This is a genomic window from Sphaerisporangium sp. NPDC049002 (assembly GCF_040649355.1).
In the GTDB taxonomy this organism is placed as follows: Bacteria; Actinomycetota; Actinomycetes; order Streptosporangiales; family Streptosporangiaceae; genus Sphaerisporangium.
Map to the genome: position 1 here is coordinate 64,894 of NZ_JBEZFH010000008.1, position 19,374 is coordinate 84,267.

Annotated in this window: 16 protein-coding genes and 1 pseudogene; 7 read left to right on the plus strand and 10 right to left on the minus strand. The window is 69.7% G+C overall.

Going from position 1 to position 19,374, the window contains the following annotated elements:
• Positions 1–5: 5 nt before the first annotated feature.
• Entirely contained in the window at positions 6–2,945 is a 2,940-nt protein-coding gene (locus tag AB0B89_RS03575) for a nitrate- and nitrite sensing domain-containing protein (protein ID WP_358547514.1), read from the minus strand.
• Positions 2,946–3,631: 686 nt separating this feature from the next.
• On the opposite strand from AB0B89_RS03575, the gene AB0B89_RS03580 reads away from it, so the two are divergent.
• The 5 genes from AB0B89_RS03580 to AB0B89_RS03600 all read left to right on the plus strand — a co-directional run bounded on the left by AB0B89_RS03580 (position 3,632) and on the right by AB0B89_RS03600 (position 8,111).
• A complete protein-coding gene (locus AB0B89_RS03580) occupies positions 3,632–4,612 on the plus strand; it encodes an ABC transporter substrate-binding protein (protein WP_358547517.1) in 981 nt (326 codons plus the stop codon).
• Complete coding sequence (locus tag AB0B89_RS03585) at positions 4,609–5,382, plus strand: ABC transporter permease (RefSeq protein WP_358547519.1); 774 nt, start codon at positions 4,609–4,611, stop codon at positions 5,380–5,382. The genes AB0B89_RS03580 and AB0B89_RS03585 overlap by 4 nt, the downstream gene beginning before the upstream one ends.
• Entirely contained in the window at positions 5,379–6,218 is an 840-nt protein-coding gene (locus AB0B89_RS03590) for an ABC transporter permease (RefSeq protein WP_358547522.1), read from the plus strand. Before AB0B89_RS03585 ends, AB0B89_RS03590 begins: the two co-directional genes overlap by 4 nt.
• A gap of 9 nt (positions 6,219–6,227) precedes the next feature.
• Entirely contained in the window at positions 6,228–7,010 is a 783-nt protein-coding gene (locus AB0B89_RS03595) for an ABC transporter ATP-binding protein (protein ID WP_358547524.1), read from the plus strand.
• Positions 7,011–7,106: 96 nt separating this feature from the next.
• Entirely contained in the window at positions 7,107–8,111 is a 1,005-nt protein-coding gene (locus AB0B89_RS03600) for a methyltransferase (RefSeq protein WP_358547526.1), read from the plus strand.
• A gap of 40 nt (positions 8,112–8,151) precedes the next feature.
• Here AB0B89_RS03600 and AB0B89_RS03605 read toward each other — a convergent pair whose 3' ends face one another.
• The 6 genes from AB0B89_RS03605 to AB0B89_RS03630 all read right to left on the minus strand — a co-directional run bounded on the left by AB0B89_RS03605 (position 8,152) and on the right by AB0B89_RS03630 (position 15,835).
• Positions 8,152–8,748, minus strand: a complete 597-nt coding sequence (locus tag AB0B89_RS03605; protein ID WP_344949369.1) for an ATP/GTP-binding protein — start codon at positions 8,746–8,748, stop codon at positions 8,152–8,154.
• Positions 8,729–9,070, minus strand: coding sequence for a DUF742 domain-containing protein (locus AB0B89_RS03610; protein ID WP_358547529.1), 342 nt, complete (start codon positions 9,068–9,070; stop codon positions 8,729–8,731). The genes AB0B89_RS03605 and AB0B89_RS03610 overlap by 20 nt, the downstream gene beginning before the upstream one ends.
• 143 nt (positions 9,071–9,213) lie before the next feature.
• Positions 9,214–9,627, minus strand: coding sequence for a roadblock/LC7 domain-containing protein (locus AB0B89_RS03615; RefSeq protein ID WP_214413570.1), 414 nt, complete (start codon positions 9,625–9,627; stop codon positions 9,214–9,216).
• 5 nt (positions 9,628–9,632) lie between these two features.
• Positions 9,633–12,809 (minus strand): nitrate- and nitrite sensing domain-containing protein, encoded by a 3,177-nt coding sequence (locus AB0B89_RS03620; protein ID WP_358547532.1) that lies wholly within the window; start codon positions 12,807–12,809, stop codon positions 9,633–9,635.
• 239 nt (positions 12,810–13,048) lie between these two features.
• Positions 13,049–14,479, minus strand: a complete 1,431-nt coding sequence (locus AB0B89_RS03625; RefSeq protein WP_358547534.1) for an aminobutyraldehyde dehydrogenase — start codon at positions 14,477–14,479, stop codon at positions 13,049–13,051.
• 78 nt (positions 14,480–14,557) lie between these two features.
• Positions 14,558–15,835: a glycosyltransferase gene (locus AB0B89_RS03630; RefSeq protein WP_358547536.1), complete on the minus strand. Its 1,278-nt coding sequence runs from the start codon at positions 15,833–15,835 to the stop codon at positions 14,558–14,560.
• A 134-nt stretch (positions 15,836–15,969) separates the two neighbouring features.
• Here AB0B89_RS03630 and AB0B89_RS03635 point away from each other — a divergent pair, with 134 nt between their 5' ends.
• Positions 15,970–16,584: a TetR family transcriptional regulator gene (locus tag AB0B89_RS03635; RefSeq protein ID WP_358547538.1), complete on the plus strand. Its 615-nt coding sequence runs from the start codon at positions 15,970–15,972 to the stop codon at positions 16,582–16,584.
• 11 nt (positions 16,585–16,595) lie between these two features.
• Here the strand turns inward: AB0B89_RS03635 and AB0B89_RS03640 are convergent, their stop codons facing one another.
• Genes AB0B89_RS03640 through AB0B89_RS03650 form a run of 3 tightly spaced genes read right to left on the minus strand, consistent with a single transcriptional unit; the run spans position 16,596 to position 19,196 of the window.
• Positions 16,596–17,660: an ABC transporter ATP-binding protein gene (locus AB0B89_RS03640; protein ID WP_358547540.1), complete on the minus strand. Its 1,065-nt coding sequence runs from the start codon at positions 17,658–17,660 to the stop codon at positions 16,596–16,598.
• Positions 17,657–18,430, minus strand: coding sequence for an ABC transporter permease (locus tag AB0B89_RS03645; RefSeq protein ID WP_358547542.1), 774 nt, complete (start codon positions 18,428–18,430; stop codon positions 17,657–17,659). The genes AB0B89_RS03640 and AB0B89_RS03645 overlap by 4 nt, the downstream gene beginning before the upstream one ends.
• Positions 18,423–19,196 carry an ABC transporter permease gene (locus tag AB0B89_RS03650; protein ID WP_358547545.1) on the minus strand — a complete coding sequence of 258 codons (774 nt, stop codon included), beginning with the start codon at positions 19,194–19,196 and terminating at the stop codon, positions 18,423–18,425. Before AB0B89_RS03650 ends, AB0B89_RS03645 begins: the two co-directional genes overlap by 8 nt.
• An 83-nt stretch (positions 19,197–19,279) precedes the next feature.
• On the opposite strand from AB0B89_RS03650, the pseudogene AB0B89_RS03655 reads away from it, so the two are divergent.
• Positions 19,280–19,374, plus strand: a pseudogene (locus AB0B89_RS03655) (GNAT family N-acetyltransferase); the annotation flags it as partial.

Below are 19,374 nucleotides of genomic sequence, written 5' to 3' on the forward strand. Positions count from 1 at the left end.
CTCTCTCACTTGTCCTCCTTCTCGCCCTGAATGCGCCGCAGCTCGGCGTTGAACGCCACCTCGTCCTCGCTCAGTTCCCCACGGGCCACCGCCCGGCCCTGCCGGATGCCCTGCTGGAAGCTCGACAGCCGGCTGCGCGCCCGGTCGGGCGACAGCGGCGGCATGGCGGGCGGGGGCGTCGCGGCGGCCTCGGGAGTGCCGGCCGACCCGGGCACCAGGTTCGCCTTGGGGACCCGCTTGGGCAGGCCCGCCGCGGTGGTCCCGTCGCGCACCGGCTCCTGGACGGCCGCCGCCGCCTGCCAGCCCGCGTCGGCGGGGATCTCCTGCCAGCCGGTGGAGGCCTTCTCCTTGTCCGGGTCGGGGTCCACGCGCCGGAACCAGGCCGACTCGACGGACGCGAAGATCGGCAGGAAGTCGTCCTCCTGCTCCATGGGAGAGGAGCGCACGGCGGGAAGCGGGCCGGTCACCGCGTCCAGATCCGAGGTGTCGTACCGGCGCGGCCGCAGGCGGGACGGCAGTTCCCCGCCCCTCGCGCCGGGTCCTGTGGGAGGCCCGGCGAGCCCGCCCTGTCCCGTGGCGGGTCCCCCGAACGAGCTCGGCCCGGACGGCGCGCCGCCGAAGCCACCCGAACCGGTACCGGAGCCGCCGAAGACACCCGAACCAGTGCCAGGGCCTCCGAAGCCGCCCGAACCGGTGGCCGGGCCGCCGAACGGGCCGGAAGCCGGGCCCGCGTACCCGCCCGAGCCTGTGGGAGGACCGCCGTACCCGCCACTGGGACCGGTCGGCGGTCCGCTGAAACCACCCGAACCAGGGGGCGGTCCGCCGAAAGCGCTGGAACCCGGACCGTACAGCCCGCCCGAGCCCGTGGCGGGACCGCCGTACCCGCCGCTCGGACCGGTCGGCGGGCCGCCGTACCCTCCGCCACCGGTCATGGGGCCGAGAGCGCCGCCACCGGTGGTCGGGCCGAGGGGTCCGGACCCGTTGGAGGGTCCGAACGCGGGCGGCTCGGTGAACGGGCCGGACGCGGTCGGGAAGTCGAACGCGCCGTTGGCCGGGGTGGCCGAGGCGAACAGGCCCTGTCCCGCGGGTTGGCCGGTGGCCGACCAGGCGGGAGTCCCGGACCCCGCGAGCGACTGCGCGCCCGGGGCGACGCCGGCGCCGACGGGATGCGCGGGCATGCCCATGAGCGTCTCCGGCAGCAGGACCATCGCGGTCAGGCCGCCGGTGTCGTGACGGCGCAGTTGCACGCGGATGCCGTTGCGCAGCGCGAGCCGGCCGACCACGAACAGGCCCATCCTCCGCGACACCGAGACGTCCACGACGGGCGGGTTGGCGAGCCGCCAGTTGGTCTGGGCGAGTTCCTCGTCGGTCATGCCGATGCCGGCGTCGGTGATGGAGATCATCACGCCGCCGCCGTCGATGCGGTTGGCCGACATGGTGACCCTGGTCTCGCGGGGAGAGAAGGAGATCGCGTTCTCGACCAGCTCGGCCAGCAGGTGGATGACGTCGTTGACCGCCTGCCCGGCGATGGAGGCGCCGGTGGGGACGTTCATCGCCACCCGCTCGTAGTTCTCCACCTCCGACAGCGAGGCCCGGGTGACGTCCAGCAGTGGCACCGGCTGGCTCCACCGGCGCGCGGGCTCCTGACCGGCGAGGACCAGGAGGTTCTCACTGTTGCGCCGCATGCGGGTGGCCAGGTGGTCGAGCCGGAAGAGGTCCCCGAGCCGGCTGTCGTCCTGTTCGCCCTGCTCCAGGCCGTCGATCAGCGTGATCTGCCGTTCCACCAGGGTCTGCGTGCGGCGGGAGAGGTTGACGAACATGGCGCTGACGTTGCTGCGCAGCTGGGCCTCGTCGCTCGCCAGGCGGATCGCCTCGCGGTGGACCTCGTCGAAGGCCCGGGCCACCTCGCCGACCTCGTCGGCCGAGGCGACGCCGATCGGCTGCACCTCGGGTGGACCGGTGTTGCCCTCGGACTCCCGGAGCTTCTGCACCATCTCGGGCAGGCGGCGACCGGCGATCTCCAGCGCCTCGCCCCGTAGCCGCCGCAGCGGGCTGACGAGCGAGCGGGCCATGACGATCGTGATGGCCAGGACCAGGATGAGCAGGATGGCGACGATGGCGATGTTGATCGCGGCCTGGCTCTGGTCGCCGCGCGCCAGCTCGGCCGCGCGGTCGACGATGGAACGGCCCAGGGCCCGCTGCACGTCGTGCATGCGGTTCAGGCCCTCGCTGGCGGCGTCGAACCAGAAGTCGGTGTCGCTGGCGCCTCCGCCGCTGATCCCGCTCAGCGGCTGGTTCTCGCGGGTGAGCTCCAGGATGCGCTCGACCAGGCCGGCGGCCCGGTCGATCTTCTGGCCGCTGACGGTGTCCGCGTACATCTGCCGCTCGGCGAGCGTCGCCCGGGAGAAGAACACCTTGAGCTCGCTGGCCTGCTCCGCACGGGCGGCGTTGAACGCCTCAAGCTCCGCCTGGGTGAACCGGCGGGCGGTCAGCGCCACGGCGACGAGACCTCGTTGCCTGGACGCCTGCTCGGCGGCGCGGGAAAGCGACGCGAGGGAGGACGCGCTGGCGTCCAGCGTCTCGTCCGTGCTTCCGCGAGCCGTCTCGTCGAAGACGGTGAGCAGGTCGTCGAGAACGAGGGAGTACTTCTGGAGCGCCGGAAGCGCGGGAAGCTGTGAGTCGGTGATCGTCGTGCGCAGCGAGCGGAGCTCGGTGAGCCGGTCGAGCAGGCGGGAGACGACCTGGCGGCCGATCTCTCCGAGGGCCGGCTCCACGACCTTCCTGCGGTCCTGGACGATCTGGACGGCCGCGTCGACCGCGTTCCGCTGGTCGGTGAGCTTGGCCTGACTGCCGCGGCGGCCCGCGGCGACGTACCTCGCGGAGACGTCGCGTTCCAAGTCGAGCTGGTGGCCGAGGTCGCCCAGGTTCGTGACGAACTCGGCCACGGTCCGGACGCGTTCATATTCGGTGGCGCTCTGAACCGACGTCGCCACTCGCAGGCCGCCGAGCAGGACCGCCACCAGGGTGGGTACCAGGACCAGTGCGATGAGGCGGGTACGTACCCGCCAGTTACGCAGAGCGAGCAGACTTCCCGTCCCGTGACGCGGTTCGGATGGAGCACCCGTCTCGGAACGCGGTCCGTCTGCGTCCGTTTTGGTACCGCGACCGCTCTCGATTGTTGCTGTCCTCACTGGTCGCAACCTCTCGCCAGCTGGTCTGCTTTAGGGGGTAAGGGGGGTAAGGGGACTTGCTCATGTGACGCATGACAAGTCAAGGGGCAATTGGAGCATAAGCCTATGAGTTCGACCAACAGCCATGGGCCGTTAGAACGATCCAATCCATTTTTCGGTCAATGAGAATCACGCTCGGTAGTGGAGGGGGAGTTCACGAGGGCCGTGACCAGGCAACTTACCCGCCATGTCACCAAATTTGCCGTTACGGCGATCCAAAAGCCCATACTTCACATAACACTAACTACTGGTCAAACTGGACTTTTTTACGAGTTTCATGACATAGGCGGCTTGTGCGTGTTAGTTCCGATCTTCCTCCGCTAGGCTTCACGCTCGCCGTGCCACAACGGTCTCCTCAGGAGCAGCAGGCACTCTTCCCCCACACCCAAAAGGACTCCTCAATGAGAAGACTCAGGGGTCGTACCTTCATCATCGGCGCCGTGGCCACTCTGGCCCTCGCGGCATGCGGAAGCTCGGACACGGGTTCGAGCGCGTCCGGTGGAGGGCTGGAAAAGACCACGATCTCGGTCGGCGTCCTCGCCATCGCCGACGTCGCAGGACTCTACATCGCGAACCAGAAGGGCTACTTCAAGGAGGAGGGCCTGACCGTCAAGCCCGAGGTCCTCCAGAGCACGCAGTTCGCCATCCCGAAACTTCTCAGCGGCGGCCTTGACCTGGCCCTCGGCAACTACTTCTCGATCATCTCCGCCACCGAGAAGACCAACGACAAGTTCAGGTTCGTCTCCGACACCTTCCAGGCCAAGAACGACGTCTTCGACATCGTCGTCCCCAAGGACTCCCCGATCCAGTCGGTGAAGGACCTCAAGGGCAAGAAGATCTCCATCGCCTCGCTGAACAGCATCGGCGAGCTGGCGGTGGGCTCCACCCTGCGGGTCGCGGGCCTCGACCCCAAGGCCGACGTGACCTACATGCCCATGGCCTTCCCGCAGGCCCCCGCGGCGCTGAAGGCCGGCCAGATCGACGCGGCCTGGCTGACCGAGCCCTTCCTCACCGGCGTCCAGAAGGACATGGGCGCTCGCAAGATCGCCGACACGATGACCGGCGCGATGGCCGACTTCCCGATCGCGGGCTGGACGGCCACGGAGGACTGGACGAAGAAGTACCCGAAGACGATGGCCGCCTTCCAGCGGGCCATCCTGAAGGGCCAGCAGGACGCGTCGGCCGACCGCAAGGCCGTCGAGCAGGCGCTGCCGAACTACAGCCCCATCAAGCCGGAGGTCGCCTCCGTCATCAACCTGGGCGCCTACCCGACCTCCCTCAGCGCGACCCGGATCCAGCGCGTCGCCGACCTGATGTTCGAGTACGGCTACCTGTCCAAGAAGATGGACGTGACCCCCCTGCTGGTCCCGCTGCCTCAATGATCGACCGCCGAGTGGTCCGCGGCGCCGCCGGCGCCGCGGTCCTCCTCATCGCCGCGGAGCTGGCCGGGCGCTCCGGCCTGATCGATCCGGTACTGCTCCCCCCCGTGTCCACGGTCCTGGCCGCCGCGGGGGGGCTGGTGGCCGACACGGAGTTCTGGACCGACCTCTGGGGCACCGTGACCGTCTGGGCGATCGGACTGCTCATCGCGATCGTGATCGCCGTGCCGCTCGGGGTGCTGCTCGGCACCCTTCCCCGCGCCGAGCTGGCCGCCCGCCCCATCGTGGAGTTCCTGCGGCCCATCCCCTCGGTCGCGCTCCTCCCCCTGGTCACGCTTCTGATCGCGGACGGCCACAGTGTGAAGATCACCGTCATCGTCTTCGCCGCCTCGTGGCCCGTCCTCATCAACACCATGTACGGCCTGCGGGACGTCGACCCCGTCGCCAAGGAGACGCTGCGCAGCTTCGGCTTCGGACGGCTCGCCGTGCTGGGGCGGGTGTCGGTGCCGAGCGCGGCGCCGTTCGTCCTCACCGGCGTGCGGCTGGCCGCCGCCGTCGGCCTCGTCGTGGCGATCAGCGCGGAGCTGGTGGCCGGCGGCACCGACGGGATCGGCGCCTTCATGATCCGGGCGGGCTCGGGTCTTCGTACGGATCTCATCCTGGCCGCGACCCTGTGGGCGGGAATCCTCGGGCTCGCCGCCAACGCGCTGCTCGTGCGCGTCCAGCGGCGGGCCTTCCGGTGGCACAGCGCAAGGGCCGGAGGTGGCACATGACCACGACGACCGCCGAGGGCCGTACGCGGGAGGGCTCTGCCTGGCGAGGCGGCCTGACGGCCGTGCTGACCAGGGTCTGGCTGGTGCCCATCGCGATCGCCGCGTGGGAGCTGGGCACCCGGCAGGCGGGCTCCACGTACTTCCCGCCCCCCTCCGAGATCGTCGCTCGCATGTACGAGCTGTGGTTCTCGGGCCCGGCGTCCCACCTGTTCCTCACCGACCAGGCGCTCGACAACTTCCCGCCCAGCCTCGCGCGCCTGTTCGGCGGATGGGCGCTGGCGTCCGTCCTCGGCATCGGCCTCGGGATCGCGCTCGGGCGCTCGCGGACGCTGTCGGGCTATATCGACCCGCTCGTCGAGTTCGGCAGGGCCATCCCCCCGCCGACCCTGATCCCCCTGTTCATCATCATCTTCAAGATGGGCACCCAGATGCAGGTGGCGACGATCGTCTACGGGGTGATCTGGCCCATCCTCATCAACACCATCGACGGAGCGCGCTACGTGGACCGCGTCCACGCCGACACGGCGCAGGTCTTCGGCCTCGGACGGGCGCAGCGGCTGTTCCGCATCACCCTGCCGGCGGCGGGCCCCAAGATCTTCGCGGGGCTCCGGCTCAGCCTCTCCCTGGCCGTGATCCTGATGGTGGTCTCCGAGCTCGTCGGCAGCACCAACGGGATCGGCTTCCAGCTGATGTTCACGCAGCAGAACTTCGACCTGTCCGGGATGTGGGGCGCGATCGTGATACTCGGCGTCCTGGGCCTCCTGTTGAACGCGTCCTTCCTGGCAGTCGAACGACGCGTCCTTTCCTGGCACCGGCGAGCCCGGCAGACAACCTGAGGAAGCACCGTGCTCGATGTCGTCAACCTGAGTCACACCTACGGCGAGGGCCCGAACGCCCACCATGCCCTCGGAGGAATCGACCTCAAGGTCGCCGAGGGCGAACTGGTGTGCGTCGTCGGCCCCTCCGGCTGCGGGAAGTCCACGCTGCTGCGTTCCATCGCGGGGCTGATCCAGCCCACCGAGGGACACATCCGGATCAGGGACGTCACGGTCGCGGAGACGCCCGGCGATCTGGCCGTCGTCTTCCAGGACTACAGCCGGTCGCTCTTCCCCTGGATGTCGGTCGGCGACAACGTGGCCCTGCCGCTGCGCCGCCGCGGCAAGGACCGGGCGGCGCGCCGCGCCGCCGCCGCGGAGGCACTCGAAGAGGTCGGCCTGGGCGGCGCCTCCTCGAAGTTCCCGTGGGAGCTGTCCGGCGGGATGCAGCAGCGCGTGGCGATCGCCCGCGCCCTCGCCTACCGGCCGTCCCTGCTGCTCATGGACGAGCCTTTCGGCTCGGTGGACGCCCAGACGCGTGAGGACCTGGAGGACCTGGTCCTCAAGGTCCGCGAGCACCACCGCATGACGGTCCTGCTCATCACCCACGACATCGACGAGAGCGTGTACCTCGGAGACCGTGTCGTGGTCCTCACGCGCTCACCGGCCAGGGTCGCGGGTGAGCTGCCCGTGAACCTGCCGTTCCCCCGCGACCAGATCGCCACCAGGGAGCTTCCGGCCTTCGTGCACCTGCGTGCCGAGGTGGGCCGTCTGGTCCGCGACAAAAAACGGGCTCCCTTGTTCCAGGCCTAGGACCAGGCCTGCCCATCCCCGGGGAGCTCCCCGGGGATGATTTCTCACCGAATTTCTCACCGACTTTCTCACCGACTGGAACTGACTGGAGTGGAAATGACCGACCCCGGAACCCTGATCTGGGACGTCCTTCGCGGCGGCTGGCGTGTCGCGGCACTGAAGACCATGGTCGACCTCGACTGCGCCGCGCACCTGAGCGAGGGGCCGCTCTCGGTCTCCGAGCTGGCCGCCCGTTGCGGGGCTCACGGCCCCTCCCTTGGCCGCGTGCTGCGGACCCTGGCCGCCATCGGCGTGGTGGAGACCGTGGGCCAGGACACCTACGCGCTGACCGAGTCGGGGGCCATGCTCGCCGCCGACTCGCCCCGGTCGCTGCGCAGCGCCGTGATCGCCAACACCGATCCGACCATGTCGTACGCGATGACCGAGCTGACCGAGACCGTGCGCACCGGCCGGTCGGCGTTCGTGGAGCGCTACGGCATCCTGTACGACTACCTGGCCACCGACCCGGAGCTGGGACGGGTCTTCAACGACTTCATGACCGGCCGGGCGGTCCCCATGGCCGAGGGCGTGGCGTCGCTCTACGACTTCTCGGGCGTCGGCACGCTGATGGACGTCGGAGGCGGGCGCGGGCACATCCTGGCGGCGGCGCTGCGGGCGAACCCCGGCCTTCGCGGCGTGCTGTTCGAGCTTCCGCACGTCCTGCCGGACGCGCGTGAGGCCTTCGCCTCCTGGAACCTGTCCGACCGGTGCGACTTCGTGACCGGTGACTTCTTCTCGTCCGTCCCCGAGGGCGCCGACGCCTACCTGATGGGCAGCGTCATCCACAACTGGGACGACGCGGACGCGCTGCGCATCCTCAAGGTCGTGAGGGCCGCCATGGGCGACGACAGCAGGCTGCTGCTCGTGGAGATCGTCGTGCCCGACGACGACACCCCGCACTTCGGCAAGGACCTGGACATGCGCATGCTGGGCCTGTTCGGTCAGGGGCGCGAGCGCAGCAGGTCGGAGCACACGATGCTGATCGAGAAGGCCGGCATGAGGGTGACCGACGTGATCCCGCTGCCGTTCAACGCCAGCCTCATCGAGGCTACCCCCATCTGACCTGGCCGGTCACCGCCGGTGGCGGTTCCAGGCCGGAGGCTCAGCGGCCTCCCCAGCCGGGAACCGCCACCCGCATCGTCAGGGCGTGCTCCACCAGCGCGATCAGAGTGCTCTTCACCGAGTCGCGCGAGCGGGCGTCGGTCCGTACGAGCGGGATGTGCGGGGCGAGCGTCAGCGCCTCGCGCACCTCCTCGTCGGCGTGGGCGTAGCGCCCGTCCCAGCCGTTGATGCCGACGACGAACGGGAGCTGGGCCTCCTCGAAGTAGTCGATCGCCGGGAAGCAGTCGGCCAGCCGGCGGGTGTCGACGAGCACCACGGCGCCGATGGCGCCGCGGACCAGGTCGTCCCACATGAACCAGAACCGGTGCTGTCCCGGGGTGCCGAACAGGTACAGGATCAGGTCCTGGTCGAGCGACACGCGGCCGAAGTCCATGGCCACGGTGGTGGTGGTCTTGTGCGGTGTCAGACCCAGATCGTCGATGCCGGCGCTGGCGTCGGTCATGACCGCCTCGGTGGTGAGGGGGACGATCTCGGACACGGCGCCCACGAAGGTCGTCTTGCCGACGCCGAACCCTCCCGCGACGACGATCTTCGTCGACGTCAGCGCCGCGCCGCGGCTAGAGCCTGCGAAGTCCACTGAGAACCCTTTCGAGCAAGTTGAGGTCCGGCTTACCCGTGTCCAGCTGCGGGTGGTGCACCTGGACGAGGCCCTCGCCCGCCATGTCGGCGATCACGACACGGGCCACGCCGAGGGGCATGCGCAGCATCGCGGCGATCTCGGCGACCGACCGCACCTGGCGGCACAGCGTGCTGATCGCCTGCTTCTCCGGAGTGAGAGTTGAAAGATCCTGGTGTAGCGATGTGGCGGAGGACACGAGCGCCTCCATGGCAAGCGAGGTCCGGGGAGCGGTACGCCCCCCGGTCATCGCGTAGGGCCGGACCAGGGAACTCTGTTCCATCGGTTCCGGCGCGGGAAGAGGCGCCGCCGCGCCGGAAAACCGGCGGGCGTCCTCGATCGGCGGGTACGAGGATCCACCGCTCAGCGGATCTCCGTCATCTGTCCAGCCGCGGCGTGCCACAGCGTCCTCCTGTCATCGGCCTCTCACCTGGGTTGAGACGCCTGGAGTTCGGCACGCACAGCCGGGGTCAGCACCTGACCGGCACGCTCAACCAACAACGTCATCTGGTATGCGACCAAGCCCATGTCACAGTCGGCTGCGGCCAGCACGGCCAGACACGAACCATCGCTGACCGACATGATCAGCAACAGGCCCCGCTGCATCTCCACCACGGTCTGGGTGACCGCTCCACCCTCGAAAACCCGGGAAGCGCCCTGCGTCAGGCTGATCAGCCCCGCGGCCACCGCCGCGAGCTGGTCGGCCCGGTCCTTGGGGAAGCCCTCTGAGAAGGCCAGTGGCAGCCCGTCGGCCGAGACAACGACAGTGTGCGCCACGCCTGGGACGTTGTTCACAAAGTCGGTGATCAGCCAGTTGACTCCACGGGCGGCCTGGCTCAGCTCCCTCACGAGTCCTCCTTGTTGCGTTCAACGTTTCTATTGGGGGAAAGGTCGTCGTTGAGCTCACCGCGGGCGACGGCCCGGCCTTTCCTTACGCCCTGCTGGTAGCTCGACAGCCGGCTGCGCACCCGTTCGGGGGAGAGCGACGGCTGTGGAGAGAAGACCGACGGACCCGGGTCGGCCGACCCGGGCCCGAGATTGGCCGTGGGGACCCGCTTCGGCAGCCCGGACGAGGTGATGCCTCCGAGGGAGGGATCGGCCGCCGCCTGGGCCGCCTGCCAGCCCGCGTCGCCCGGAGACGACCAGGCCCTGGACTCCGCGGGGTCGACGACGACGGCTTCCTCGGCCTGCTCAGGCGCCTGCGCCGCGGAGTGCGCCGTCTCCTCCTGCCGCCGGGCTTCGGGCTGGCGGGGATCAGGTTCCAGGTCGGAACGCCTGAACCAGTCGGACTCCACTGCCGCGAAGATCGGCAGGAACTCCTCTCCCCCGTCCAGGGGTGAGCTGTGGACGGCGGGAAGGGGGCCGGTGTGGTCCATGTCGGGGACCGCGCCGAACGAGCGGCCCGACCTGTCGAGGGGACCGGTGGAGGAACCGCCGGTCAGCGGTCCGGAGTAGCCGCCGCCCGACGGGGGCCCCGCGTATCCGCCGCCGGTGATCGGCCCGGAAGGGCCGCCGCCGGTGATGGGGCCGGTGTGCCCGCCGCCGGCCGAGGGGACGGCCGGCCACGAGGCGGTGTCCTGGTTGGCCAGGTCGGACGACCATGAGGGAGCGCTGTCACCGCTGCCGGGGGCGGGGGTGTCGGCGGGCCACGGGGTGTCGATGGGCGGGTTCGGGTTGAAGTAGCGGTCGAACGGGTCCTGCTCGTCCGCGGCCTCCGGCTCGAACGGGTCGCGCCGCTCACCGGAGCCCTCGAACGGGTCGCGCCGACCGGGGGCCGGGCGCTCGAACGGGTCACGCTCGAACGGTCCGCGTTCGAAGGGGCCCCGGTTCAGCGGTCCGGCGGTGGCGCCGACGCCAGGGGCGTCCGCTCCGAAGACCGGGGCGCGCATCCCGCGCGAGGATGAGGCCTCGAAGCCGCCGGGAGCGGTGAAGGCACCGGTGTCGAACGACGACTGCGTAGGGGCGCCGAAGTGGCCGGCGCCCGCCATCGGCCCTGCGGCCTCCACGGGCATCCCCGGCATGCCAGGGAACTGCGGCGCGCCGGGCGCGGACAGCAGCGTCTCGGGCAGCAGCACCATCGCGGTCAGGCCACCGGTGTCCTGCTGGCGGAGTTGCACGCGGATGCTGTGGCGCAGCGCCAGGCGGCCGACCACGAACAGGCCCATTCGGCGGGACACGGAGACGTCCACGACCGGCGGGTTGGCGAGGCGCCAGTTGGACTCGGCCAGCTCGTCGGCCGTCATGCCGATGCCGCTGTCGCTCACCGAGATCATCACGCCGCCGCCGTCGATGCGGTTGCTCGACACGACGACCTTGGTCTCGCGCGGGGAGAAGGAGATGGCGTTCTCCACCAGCTCGGCGACCAGGTGGACGACGTCGTTCACGGCCTGGCCGACCACGGCCATTCCCGACTGCACGCGGACGTCGACCCGCTCGTAGTTCTCCACCTCGGAGAGCGAGGCGCGGACGATGTCGACGATCGGCACCGGCTGGCTCCAGCGGCGAGCGGTCTCCTGACCGGCGAGGACCAGGAGGTTCTCACTGTTACGCCGCATGCGGGTGGCCAGGTGGTCGAGCTTGAACAGGTTGCCCAGCCGGTTCTCGTCCTGCTCGCCCTGCTCCAGGCCGTCGATGAGGCTGAGCTGGCGTTCGACCAGCGTCTGGCTGCGGCGGGAGAGGTTGACGAACATCGAGTTGACGTTGCTTCGCAGCCGGGCCTCGTCGCCCGCCAGGCGGATCGCCTCGCGGTGGACCTCGTCGAAGGCCCGGGCGACTTCTCCCATCTCGTCGCGAGAGGTGACGCCGATGGGGACCACCTCGGCGGTCGGGGAGCTTTCCGTGCTCTCCCGCAGCCGCTGGACCGTCTCCGGCAGCCGTACGCCGGCGATCTCCAGTGCCTCGGCGCGCAGCCGGCGCAGCGGGCGGGTGAGGGAGCTCGCCACGACGGCGGTGATGATCAGGACCAGCAGCAGCAGGACCAGGATCAGGCTTCCGGAGATCATCGCCTGGCGTTGTGCCTGCTCCTGCAGCGCCTGGCTCTGCTGGACGACCGAACCGACCAGCCGCTCCTCGACCTTGCGCATCCGGTCGGCGACGGCCGTGGTGGAGGTGTACCAGGTGGCGGTGTCGTCGCGGCGGATCGGGTCGAGGTCCTGGATCTCCTTGAACTGGCGCAGCTGCGCCAGCGCGAGGGCGCGCATCCAGTCGGCCTTGTCGACCTGCTGTCCCTTGACGGTGTCGTTGTAGAACTTCACGTCGGCGGGCGTCGCCTCGGCGAGGAACGTCGCCGTCTCGCTCTGCTGGCGGCTCCAGGAACCGGGGAAGTTGACGAAGTCGTCGTAGTCGAACCCGCCGCCGGTGGCGTTGAGGGTGACGAGGCCGACCGTCATGAGGCCTCGCTGCTGGGCGACCTCTTCCTTGGCGCGGCTGAGGGCGCCGAGGGCGATGCTGTCACCGAACAGGCGCTGGTCGTTGCCCGAGGTGCCGAGCTCGCTCTGCATGGATCCGAGGACGGTGATGAGTGAGGAGTACATGCCGAGCGCGGCTCGGGAGGGCACGCTCGCGTCCGCGATACGAGTACGGAGACCGGGGAGACCTTCGAGCCAGCGGCGGATCTGCTCGGCCTCGGACCGGACACGCGCGGTGTGGGAGGTGTCGAGGCCTGACACGGCGGTCAGGACCGGCTCTCTGGCCCTGTCCACGACGTCCTGCTGAGCCCGTACCCTCTTGAACCGCGCCTGGCGCCGCCCCTCGGCGATGTACCACGCCGTGAGGTCGCGTTCCCTGTCCACCTCGTGGATGAGGACGTCGATCTTCTCCACGAGCGCGGCCACCTCGGTGAGGCGGCGGTAGTCCGAGGAGGTGGCTATGGCGTTCGTGAGCTGCACGGCGCCGAGGATGACGCCCACGATCGTCGGGATGATGATGAGGGCCACGAGACGCGATCGGACGCGCCAGTTCTGGAGCCGGAGCCAGCTACCGCTCTTCGGCGTGCGCGCCATGGCCGGCCCGGACCGCTCCACACGGTCACCTGGACCTGGGTTACCCCGAGGGTCTTCTGTCCTCACTGGTTTTCGCAACCTCTCACCGAGCCTGGCGTGCAGGGGGGTACGTCACGCGCGAGGCGCATGAGACGTCCGAGACATCCATCAGGCGAGGGTAATTGGAGCACACCCGTACCAGATCGGCCAACAGAACATTCACGGACATACGACAACAGATAAACAGTTAAATGGATAAATCCCCCTTCTCGCTTCCGTAACTATGCGGGACGGAAACCGTCACGGGCCTCGGCGGCGGCATGTTTGATCATCAGGTGCCTGGTCACTGAATATTCCTGTACCGCTTCCTGGCTCATGTCCTTGCCGAAGCCGCTGCCCTTGACGCCTCCGTGCGGGGCCTCGGACGCGATCGGCAGGTGGTCGTTCACCCAGGTGACGCCCACGTCCAGCCGATGGGCCACCCTGAGCGCCCTCGCCACGTCGCGCGACCACACCGACGACGCCAGCCCGTACGGGGTGTCGTTGGCGAGCCCGACCGCCTCGTCCTCGCCCGAGAACGGGAGCACGACGAGCACCGGCCCGAAAATCTCCCCCTGGACGATCTGACTGGCCTGCGCCGCGCCCGCGATCAGCGTCGGCGGGTAGAAGAATCCCGGCCCCTCTGGTATGGTGCCGCCGCACACGATCCGGGCGCCCTCGGCCGCGGCGCGTTCGACGAAGCCGTGCACGCGCGCCCGGTGCCCTTCGGAGATGAGCGGCCCGATGTCGGTGGCCGCGTCCCAGGGATCGCCCATCCGTATCGCCTGGAGCGTGTCCCTCAGCGCTTCCACCGTCTCGGCGTACACCTCGCGCTCGACGTAGACGCGTGTCGCGGCCGTGCAGTCCTGGCCGGTGTTGTACGTGGCGCCGAGGGCGACGCCCTTGGCCATCTCGGCCAGGTCGGCGTCGGCGAACACCAGCGCCGGAGCCTTCCCGCCCAGCTCAAGATGCACGCGCTTCAACCCGGAGCCCGCGTCGCCTTCGTCCCCTGCCGCGCGCCGCATGACGGAACGGCCGGTCTCCGTCGAGCCCGTCACGCTGATCATGTCGATCCCGGGGTCCCCGACCAGGGCCTCCCCCACCTCGGCGTCGCCGGTCACGACGCGGACGAGGCCTTCGGGGAGACCCGCCTTCGCGGCCAGCTCCGCCAGGCGCAGCGTCGTGCCGGGCGTCTGGGGAGCGGGCTTGATGACGACCCCGTTCCCCGCGGCGAGCGCGGGCCCGAGCTTCCAGATCGCCATGACCAGCGGGAAGTTCCACGGCGCGATGGAGGCCACGACGCCGATCGGGCGGCGCACCAGCACCGAGGTGTAGCCGGAGCTCAGGACACCCGCGCCGGTCCCCTCCAGCGAACGCGCGGCGCCCGCGAAGAACCGAAGGTTGTCGGCGGCGAACGGCAGCTCGCCGTCACGGAACACCGTGGCGGGCTTGCCGGTCTCGCTCACCTCCAGCCGGGTCAGCTCCTCCGCGTCGTTCTCCACGAGGTCGGCCAGGCGCAGCAGCACGCGTGAACGCTCCGCCGGTGTCGCCTTCGACCACTCCTGGTAGGCGCGCCGGGCTTCTCGTACGGCTTCCGCGACCTCACTGAGCGGGGTGTCGGGCACGCCTGGCAGGCGCTCACCGGTGGCGGGATTGATGGGTGTCCTGCTCATGGTGCTCTTTCCTTGGTGCTTTCGGTGCGGCCGGTCCCCGTGCCGGCGTGGCTGCGCGGGGACCGGCGAAGGTGGTGCTCAGACGGTGCCGTTCGCCGTCCGCTCGATGAGGTCGGCGGCCCTGCGCAGGCCGTCGCGACCCCGGATCTCCTCGCCCGCCCCGGCGAGGCGGGCCCGCAGCCCGGTGTCGCCGATCAGCCTGTCCAGCGCGCCGACGAGCTCCTCGTCGGTGAAGGTGTACGTCGACAGGCGCACGCCGTAACCGAGCTCGTCGACGCGCTGCGCGTTGTCGTACTGGTCCCAGAAGAGCGGCAGCAGGATCATCGGCTTGCCGAAGTGCAGCGCCTCGGTCGTGGTGTTGTTGCCGCCGTGCGTGATGACCACGTCCACCAGGGGGATGATCTTCGTCTGCGGGACGAACTCCGCGCCCCACATGTTGTCGGCCAGCTTGATCTCCTCGTGGAGCGGGCCCTTGGAGACGATGTAGCGGTGCGGCGTCGTGGCGAGCACGTCGACCACCCGCTGCATCAGCTCCACGTCCGCCGAGCCGAGCGAACCCAGGGAGAAGTAGACCAGCGCGCCGTCACGGTCGGCCAGGGAGGCGGGCAGCTCGAAGGAGTCGTCGGTCTCGCGGACCGAGGAGTCCAGGCGGTGCCACGACTCGCCGAGCGGGCGGGCGTCGGTGTAGTCGGCGATCTCGGGGAACACGTAGAGGTTCAGGTCGCCCTCGTGGATGAACTCCAGCTCGGGCAGCGCGGGGGCGCCCTGCTCGACGACCCACTCGTTGAAGGCCGTCCAGATGTCGCGGTGGGTGCGGTCGTACTCGGCGCGGAACGCGTCCCACTCGGAGGAGTCGCCTGCGGGAAGGCCGCTGAACACCGGCGCGACGCCGTCGCCCTTCACCTCCAGCGGGTTGCACGAGACGATGCGGACGAAGGGCTTGCCCGCCGTGAGCAGCGCGGGGAACGTGATCACGTTGTCCTCGACGATCACGTCGGGGTTCACCCGCTCGATGATCGCCTTGAGCTGCGGCTCGCAGTACTTGGCGCCGTCGATCAGGGCGTCCCAGATCGGCTTGGTGACGGTCTCCAGCTGCGCGAGGGTGGACTTGCGGTACTCCGGCGCGGTGTCGCGGATGAAGTCCTTCCAGAACTGGCCGGCGTCCTGCTCCTCCTCGGCCGGCGGGGCCAGGTCGACCAGGTCCTCCTCGAAGCCCAGCGCCGTCAGCTTGCCCTTCCACGACGCCTCGGCCGCGAACACCACGCGATGACCTCGGCGGCGCAGGATGTCCCCGATGCCGACGCAGTTGTTCGTCGGCCCGTAGGCGCTCTCCGGCATGAACAGGATGGTGGCCATCAGCACTCCATGGAAATTGAAGGACGATTCAAATACATGTCGGCACGGTAGGTCAAATACCAGGCTTGTATGGTCTGAAGCCAATGAGTCGCTTTAGACTCCAACTTCAACAACGGGGCACAGGGGAGGCTGGAATGAGCTCGCGCAAGAGCCGGGCGGACCGGCGGGTGGACCTCATCGAGGCCGCTCGACGGGCGATCCTCCGTCACGGCACCCAGGGCGTTCATCTCACCCACGTGGCCGAGGAGGCCGGGCTGACGTCGGGCGCGGTGCTCTACCACTACCCCGACCTGAGTGAGCTGCTGGTGGAGGCCCACCACGCCGGGATGGAGCGGTTCTACGAGGTGCGCGTCAAGCGGGTCGCACGGCTGAGCGACCCCGCGGAGAAGCTGGTCGTCACGATCCGCTCGGGCCTGCCCGTCGGGCCGGACGACCCGGGCGTGCGGCTGCTCAACGAGCTCGGCGGCGCGGCTGCGCGCAACCGGGTGTACGCCGTGCTGCTCACCACGCTCTACGACCGGCAGGTCGCGATGTACCAGTCGATCCTGGACACCGGCTCGGCGCTTGGTGTCTTCAGCCTCACCGGCGACTCGGTGGTGATCTCGCGGAACCTGGTGGCGCTGGAGGACGCCTACGGCTACCGCATCACCGCCCGCCACCCGGTGATCGGTCCCGACGAGGCGGCCGAGAACATCCTCAGCTACGCCAGGACCGTCACCGGCCACGCGCTCGAATCCGCCGCTCACTGACCCCACGACCGTCACCGGGCGATCAGTACCGCGTCCGGTGCGGACCAGCCGAGGCCGACCTCCGCGCCCGCGCGCACGCGGGTCGGCCCCTGCGCGGCGACCAGGATGGGCCGGACGTGGCCGGGCACCCGCACCGCGATGTGGGACACGCCCCCGTAGAAGCTGACGTCGGCCACGACCCCGCGCAGGATCCCGTTCTGGACGAGCCTGATCGACTCCGGCCGTACGCCGGCCAGGGCCGGGGCGCCGGCGGGGAGCCCTCCCTCGGCGGGAAGCAACCCGAGACCGGGCACCGATAGGCCGCCGCCGGCGGCGGTCCCCTCGAACAAGTTGTTGGCCCCGATGAAGTCCGCCACGAACGGCGTGCCCGGCCGCTCGTACAGCCGTACGGGCGCGTCGATCTGCTGGACCCGGCCCGACTCCAGGACGGCGATCCGGTCGGCGAGCGACATCGCCTCCTCCTGGTCGTGGGTGACCACGACGAAGGTGATGCCGACCTCGTGCTGGAGCCGCTTGAGCTCCAGCTGCATCTCGGCGCGGACCTTCTTGTCCAGCGCGGACAGCGGCTCGTCCAGCAGGAGCAGCCGGGGGCGCTTCACGATGGCCCTGGCCAGCGCGACCCGCTGCCGCTGCCCGCCCGAGAGCTGGTGGGGACGGCGGTTCGCGTGGTCGCCGAGGCCGACCGTCCCGAGCACCTCCTGAACCCGTGACCTCACCTCGCCCCGCGCCAGGCCCTCGCGCTCCAGTCCGTACGCGACGTTCCTGGCCACGCTCATGTGGGGGAACAGCGCGTAGGACTGGAACATCAGGTTGACCGGGCGGCGGTGCGCCGGGCGCGACAGCAGGTCGGCCCCGTCGAGGGTGACCGAGCCGCGGTCGGGCGACTCGAACCCGGCGAGGATGCGCAGCAGCGTGGTCTTGCCGCAGCCGCTCGGGCCGAGGAGGGCGAAGAACTCGCCCTGGCGGATGTCCAGGGTGACGTCGTCGAGGGCGACGACGTCACCGAACCTCCGGGAGACGCCCTCGATGCCCACAAGCGTCTGGGGTGCGGCGGGCGCCTCGGGAAGAGCACTCATGTCAAGGACTCCGTCAGTCGGGTCATCCGCTGGGCGACGATGATCACGGTGAAGCTCACCGCGAGCAGGATCGTCGCCAGCGCGTTGATCTCAGGGGTGACCCCGAAGCGCACCATCGAGTAGATGACGATGGGCAGCGTCGGCTCGGTCGGGGCCGCGGTGAAGAAGGCGATCACGAACTCGTCCAGGGACAGCGTGAACGCCAGCAGCGCGCCGGCGGCGATGCCGGGCGCCAGGGTCGGCAGCGTGATCCGGGTGAACGTCGTCAGCGGCGACGCGCCGAGGTCGCGGGACGCCTCCTCCAGCGAGGTGTCCGCGTGCGTCAGCCTGGTCCGCACGACGGCGGCCACGAACGCCATGCCGAACACCGTGTGGGCCAGGATGATCGAGTGAAGGCCGAGCGTCATCTTGACGGCGGCGTAGAAGACCAGCAGGCCGATGCCGACGACGATGTCGGGCAGGATCGCGGGCAGCAGGCCGAGCGCGTCCAGCAGCCGTGACCGGGTGTGGCGCGCCATCCCCACGGCCAGCAGCGTGCCGAGCACCGTCGACAGGACGGTGGACCCGACGGCGACGATCAGCGTGTTGACCAGGCCGGTCCTGATCATCTCGTCCCCCGCGAGCTCCCCGTACCACTTCAGGCTCACGCTCTCGAAGACGTACGGCGACTTGCCGGAGTTGAACGACATCACGACGAGCACGATGATCGGCGTGTAGAGGAAGACGTAGGTGGCCCAGAAGGGCACGTAGATCAGCCGGCGCCTAGGCACGACGGCCCTCCGACCCGCCGTACACGCGCGACGCCCAGGCCTGCAGGAACAGCAGGATGATCAGCACGGCGATCACCGCGAGCGCGAGCGTCGAGCCGAACGGCCAGTCTCGCGCCTTGAGGAACTGGTCCCTGATCAGGTTGCCGACCATGATCGAACGCCCGCCGCCGAGGATCTCGGGGATCACGAAGTTGCCGAGGCAGGGCACGAAGACGAAGACGCATCCGGTGAGGACTCCTGGCACGGTCAGCGGGAGCGTCACCGACAGGAACGTGCGCGCCGGGCGCGCCCCGAGGTTGGCCGACGCCTCGCGCAGCTGCGGGTCCAGCCGCTCGATCGCCGCGTACAGCGGAAGGATCATCAGAGGCAGGTAGGAGTAGAGGAGGCCGGTGACGATCGTGCCCTCGTTGTAGAGCAACTGGATCGGCTTGTCGATCAGGCCGATGCCGGTGAGGGTCTCGTTCACCAGGCCGGGCCCGCTGAGCAGGATGACCCAGGCGTAGACCCGGATCAGGAAGTTGGTCCAGAAGGGCATGACGATGGCGATCAGCGCGATCGTCTTCCATTTGCGCGGCAACTGGGCGATGACGTAGGCCGTGGGGTAGCCGATCAGCAACGCGACCAGCGTCGTCACCGCGGCGGTCCTCACCGAGCTGACGACGATGTCGAGGTAGAGCGGGTCGAACAGGCGGCTGAAGTTCTCCGGGGTCGCCTCGTAGACCACCCCGCCGAACCGGCCCCGCTGGAAGATCGTGTAACTGAGCACGAGCGCCAGCGGGACCAGCAGGAAGACGATCAGGTAGCCGAGCCCCGGACCGAGGAACGCCAGCCTGGCGCCCGCTGTCGCGAGCCGATCCCCGGCAGGAGCTGGTCGTGGCCGAAGCGGACGGCGAGGTCGTGGGCACGATGCAGCTCACGTTCATCCCGGGGTTGTCCCGCAGGGG

Coding starts and splice junctions, on each gene's coding strand:
- AB0B89_RS03580 (WP_358547517.1), top strand. CDS start 3,632: ATGAGAAGACTCAGGGGTCGTACCTTCATCATCGGCGCCGTGGCCACT.
- AB0B89_RS03585 (WP_358547519.1), top strand. CDS start 4,609: ATGATCGACCGCCGAGTGGTCCGCGGCGCCGCCGGCGCCGCGGTCCTC.
- AB0B89_RS03590 (WP_358547522.1), top strand. CDS start 5,379: ATGACCACGACGACCGCCGAGGGCCGTACGCGGGAGGGCTCTGCCTGG.
- AB0B89_RS03600 (WP_358547526.1), top strand. CDS start 7,107: ATGACCGACCCCGGAACCCTGATCTGGGACGTCCTTCGCGGCGGCTGG.
- AB0B89_RS03610 (WP_358547529.1), bottom strand. CDS start 9,070: ATGGAACAGAGTTCCCTGGTCCGGCCCTACGCGATGACCGGGGGGCGT.
- AB0B89_RS03625 (WP_358547534.1), bottom strand. CDS start 14,479: ATGAGCAGGACACCCATCAATCCCGCCACCGGTGAGCGCCTGCCAGGC.
- AB0B89_RS03630 (WP_358547536.1), bottom strand. CDS start 15,835: ATGGCCACCATCCTGTTCATGCCGGAGAGCGCCTACGGGCCGACGAAC.
- AB0B89_RS03635 (WP_358547538.1), top strand. CDS start 15,970: ATGAGCTCGCGCAAGAGCCGGGCGGACCGGCGGGTGGACCTCATCGAG.
- AB0B89_RS03640 (WP_358547540.1), bottom strand. CDS start 17,660: ATGAGTGCTCTTCCCGAGGCGCCCGCCGCACCCCAGACGCTTGTGGGC.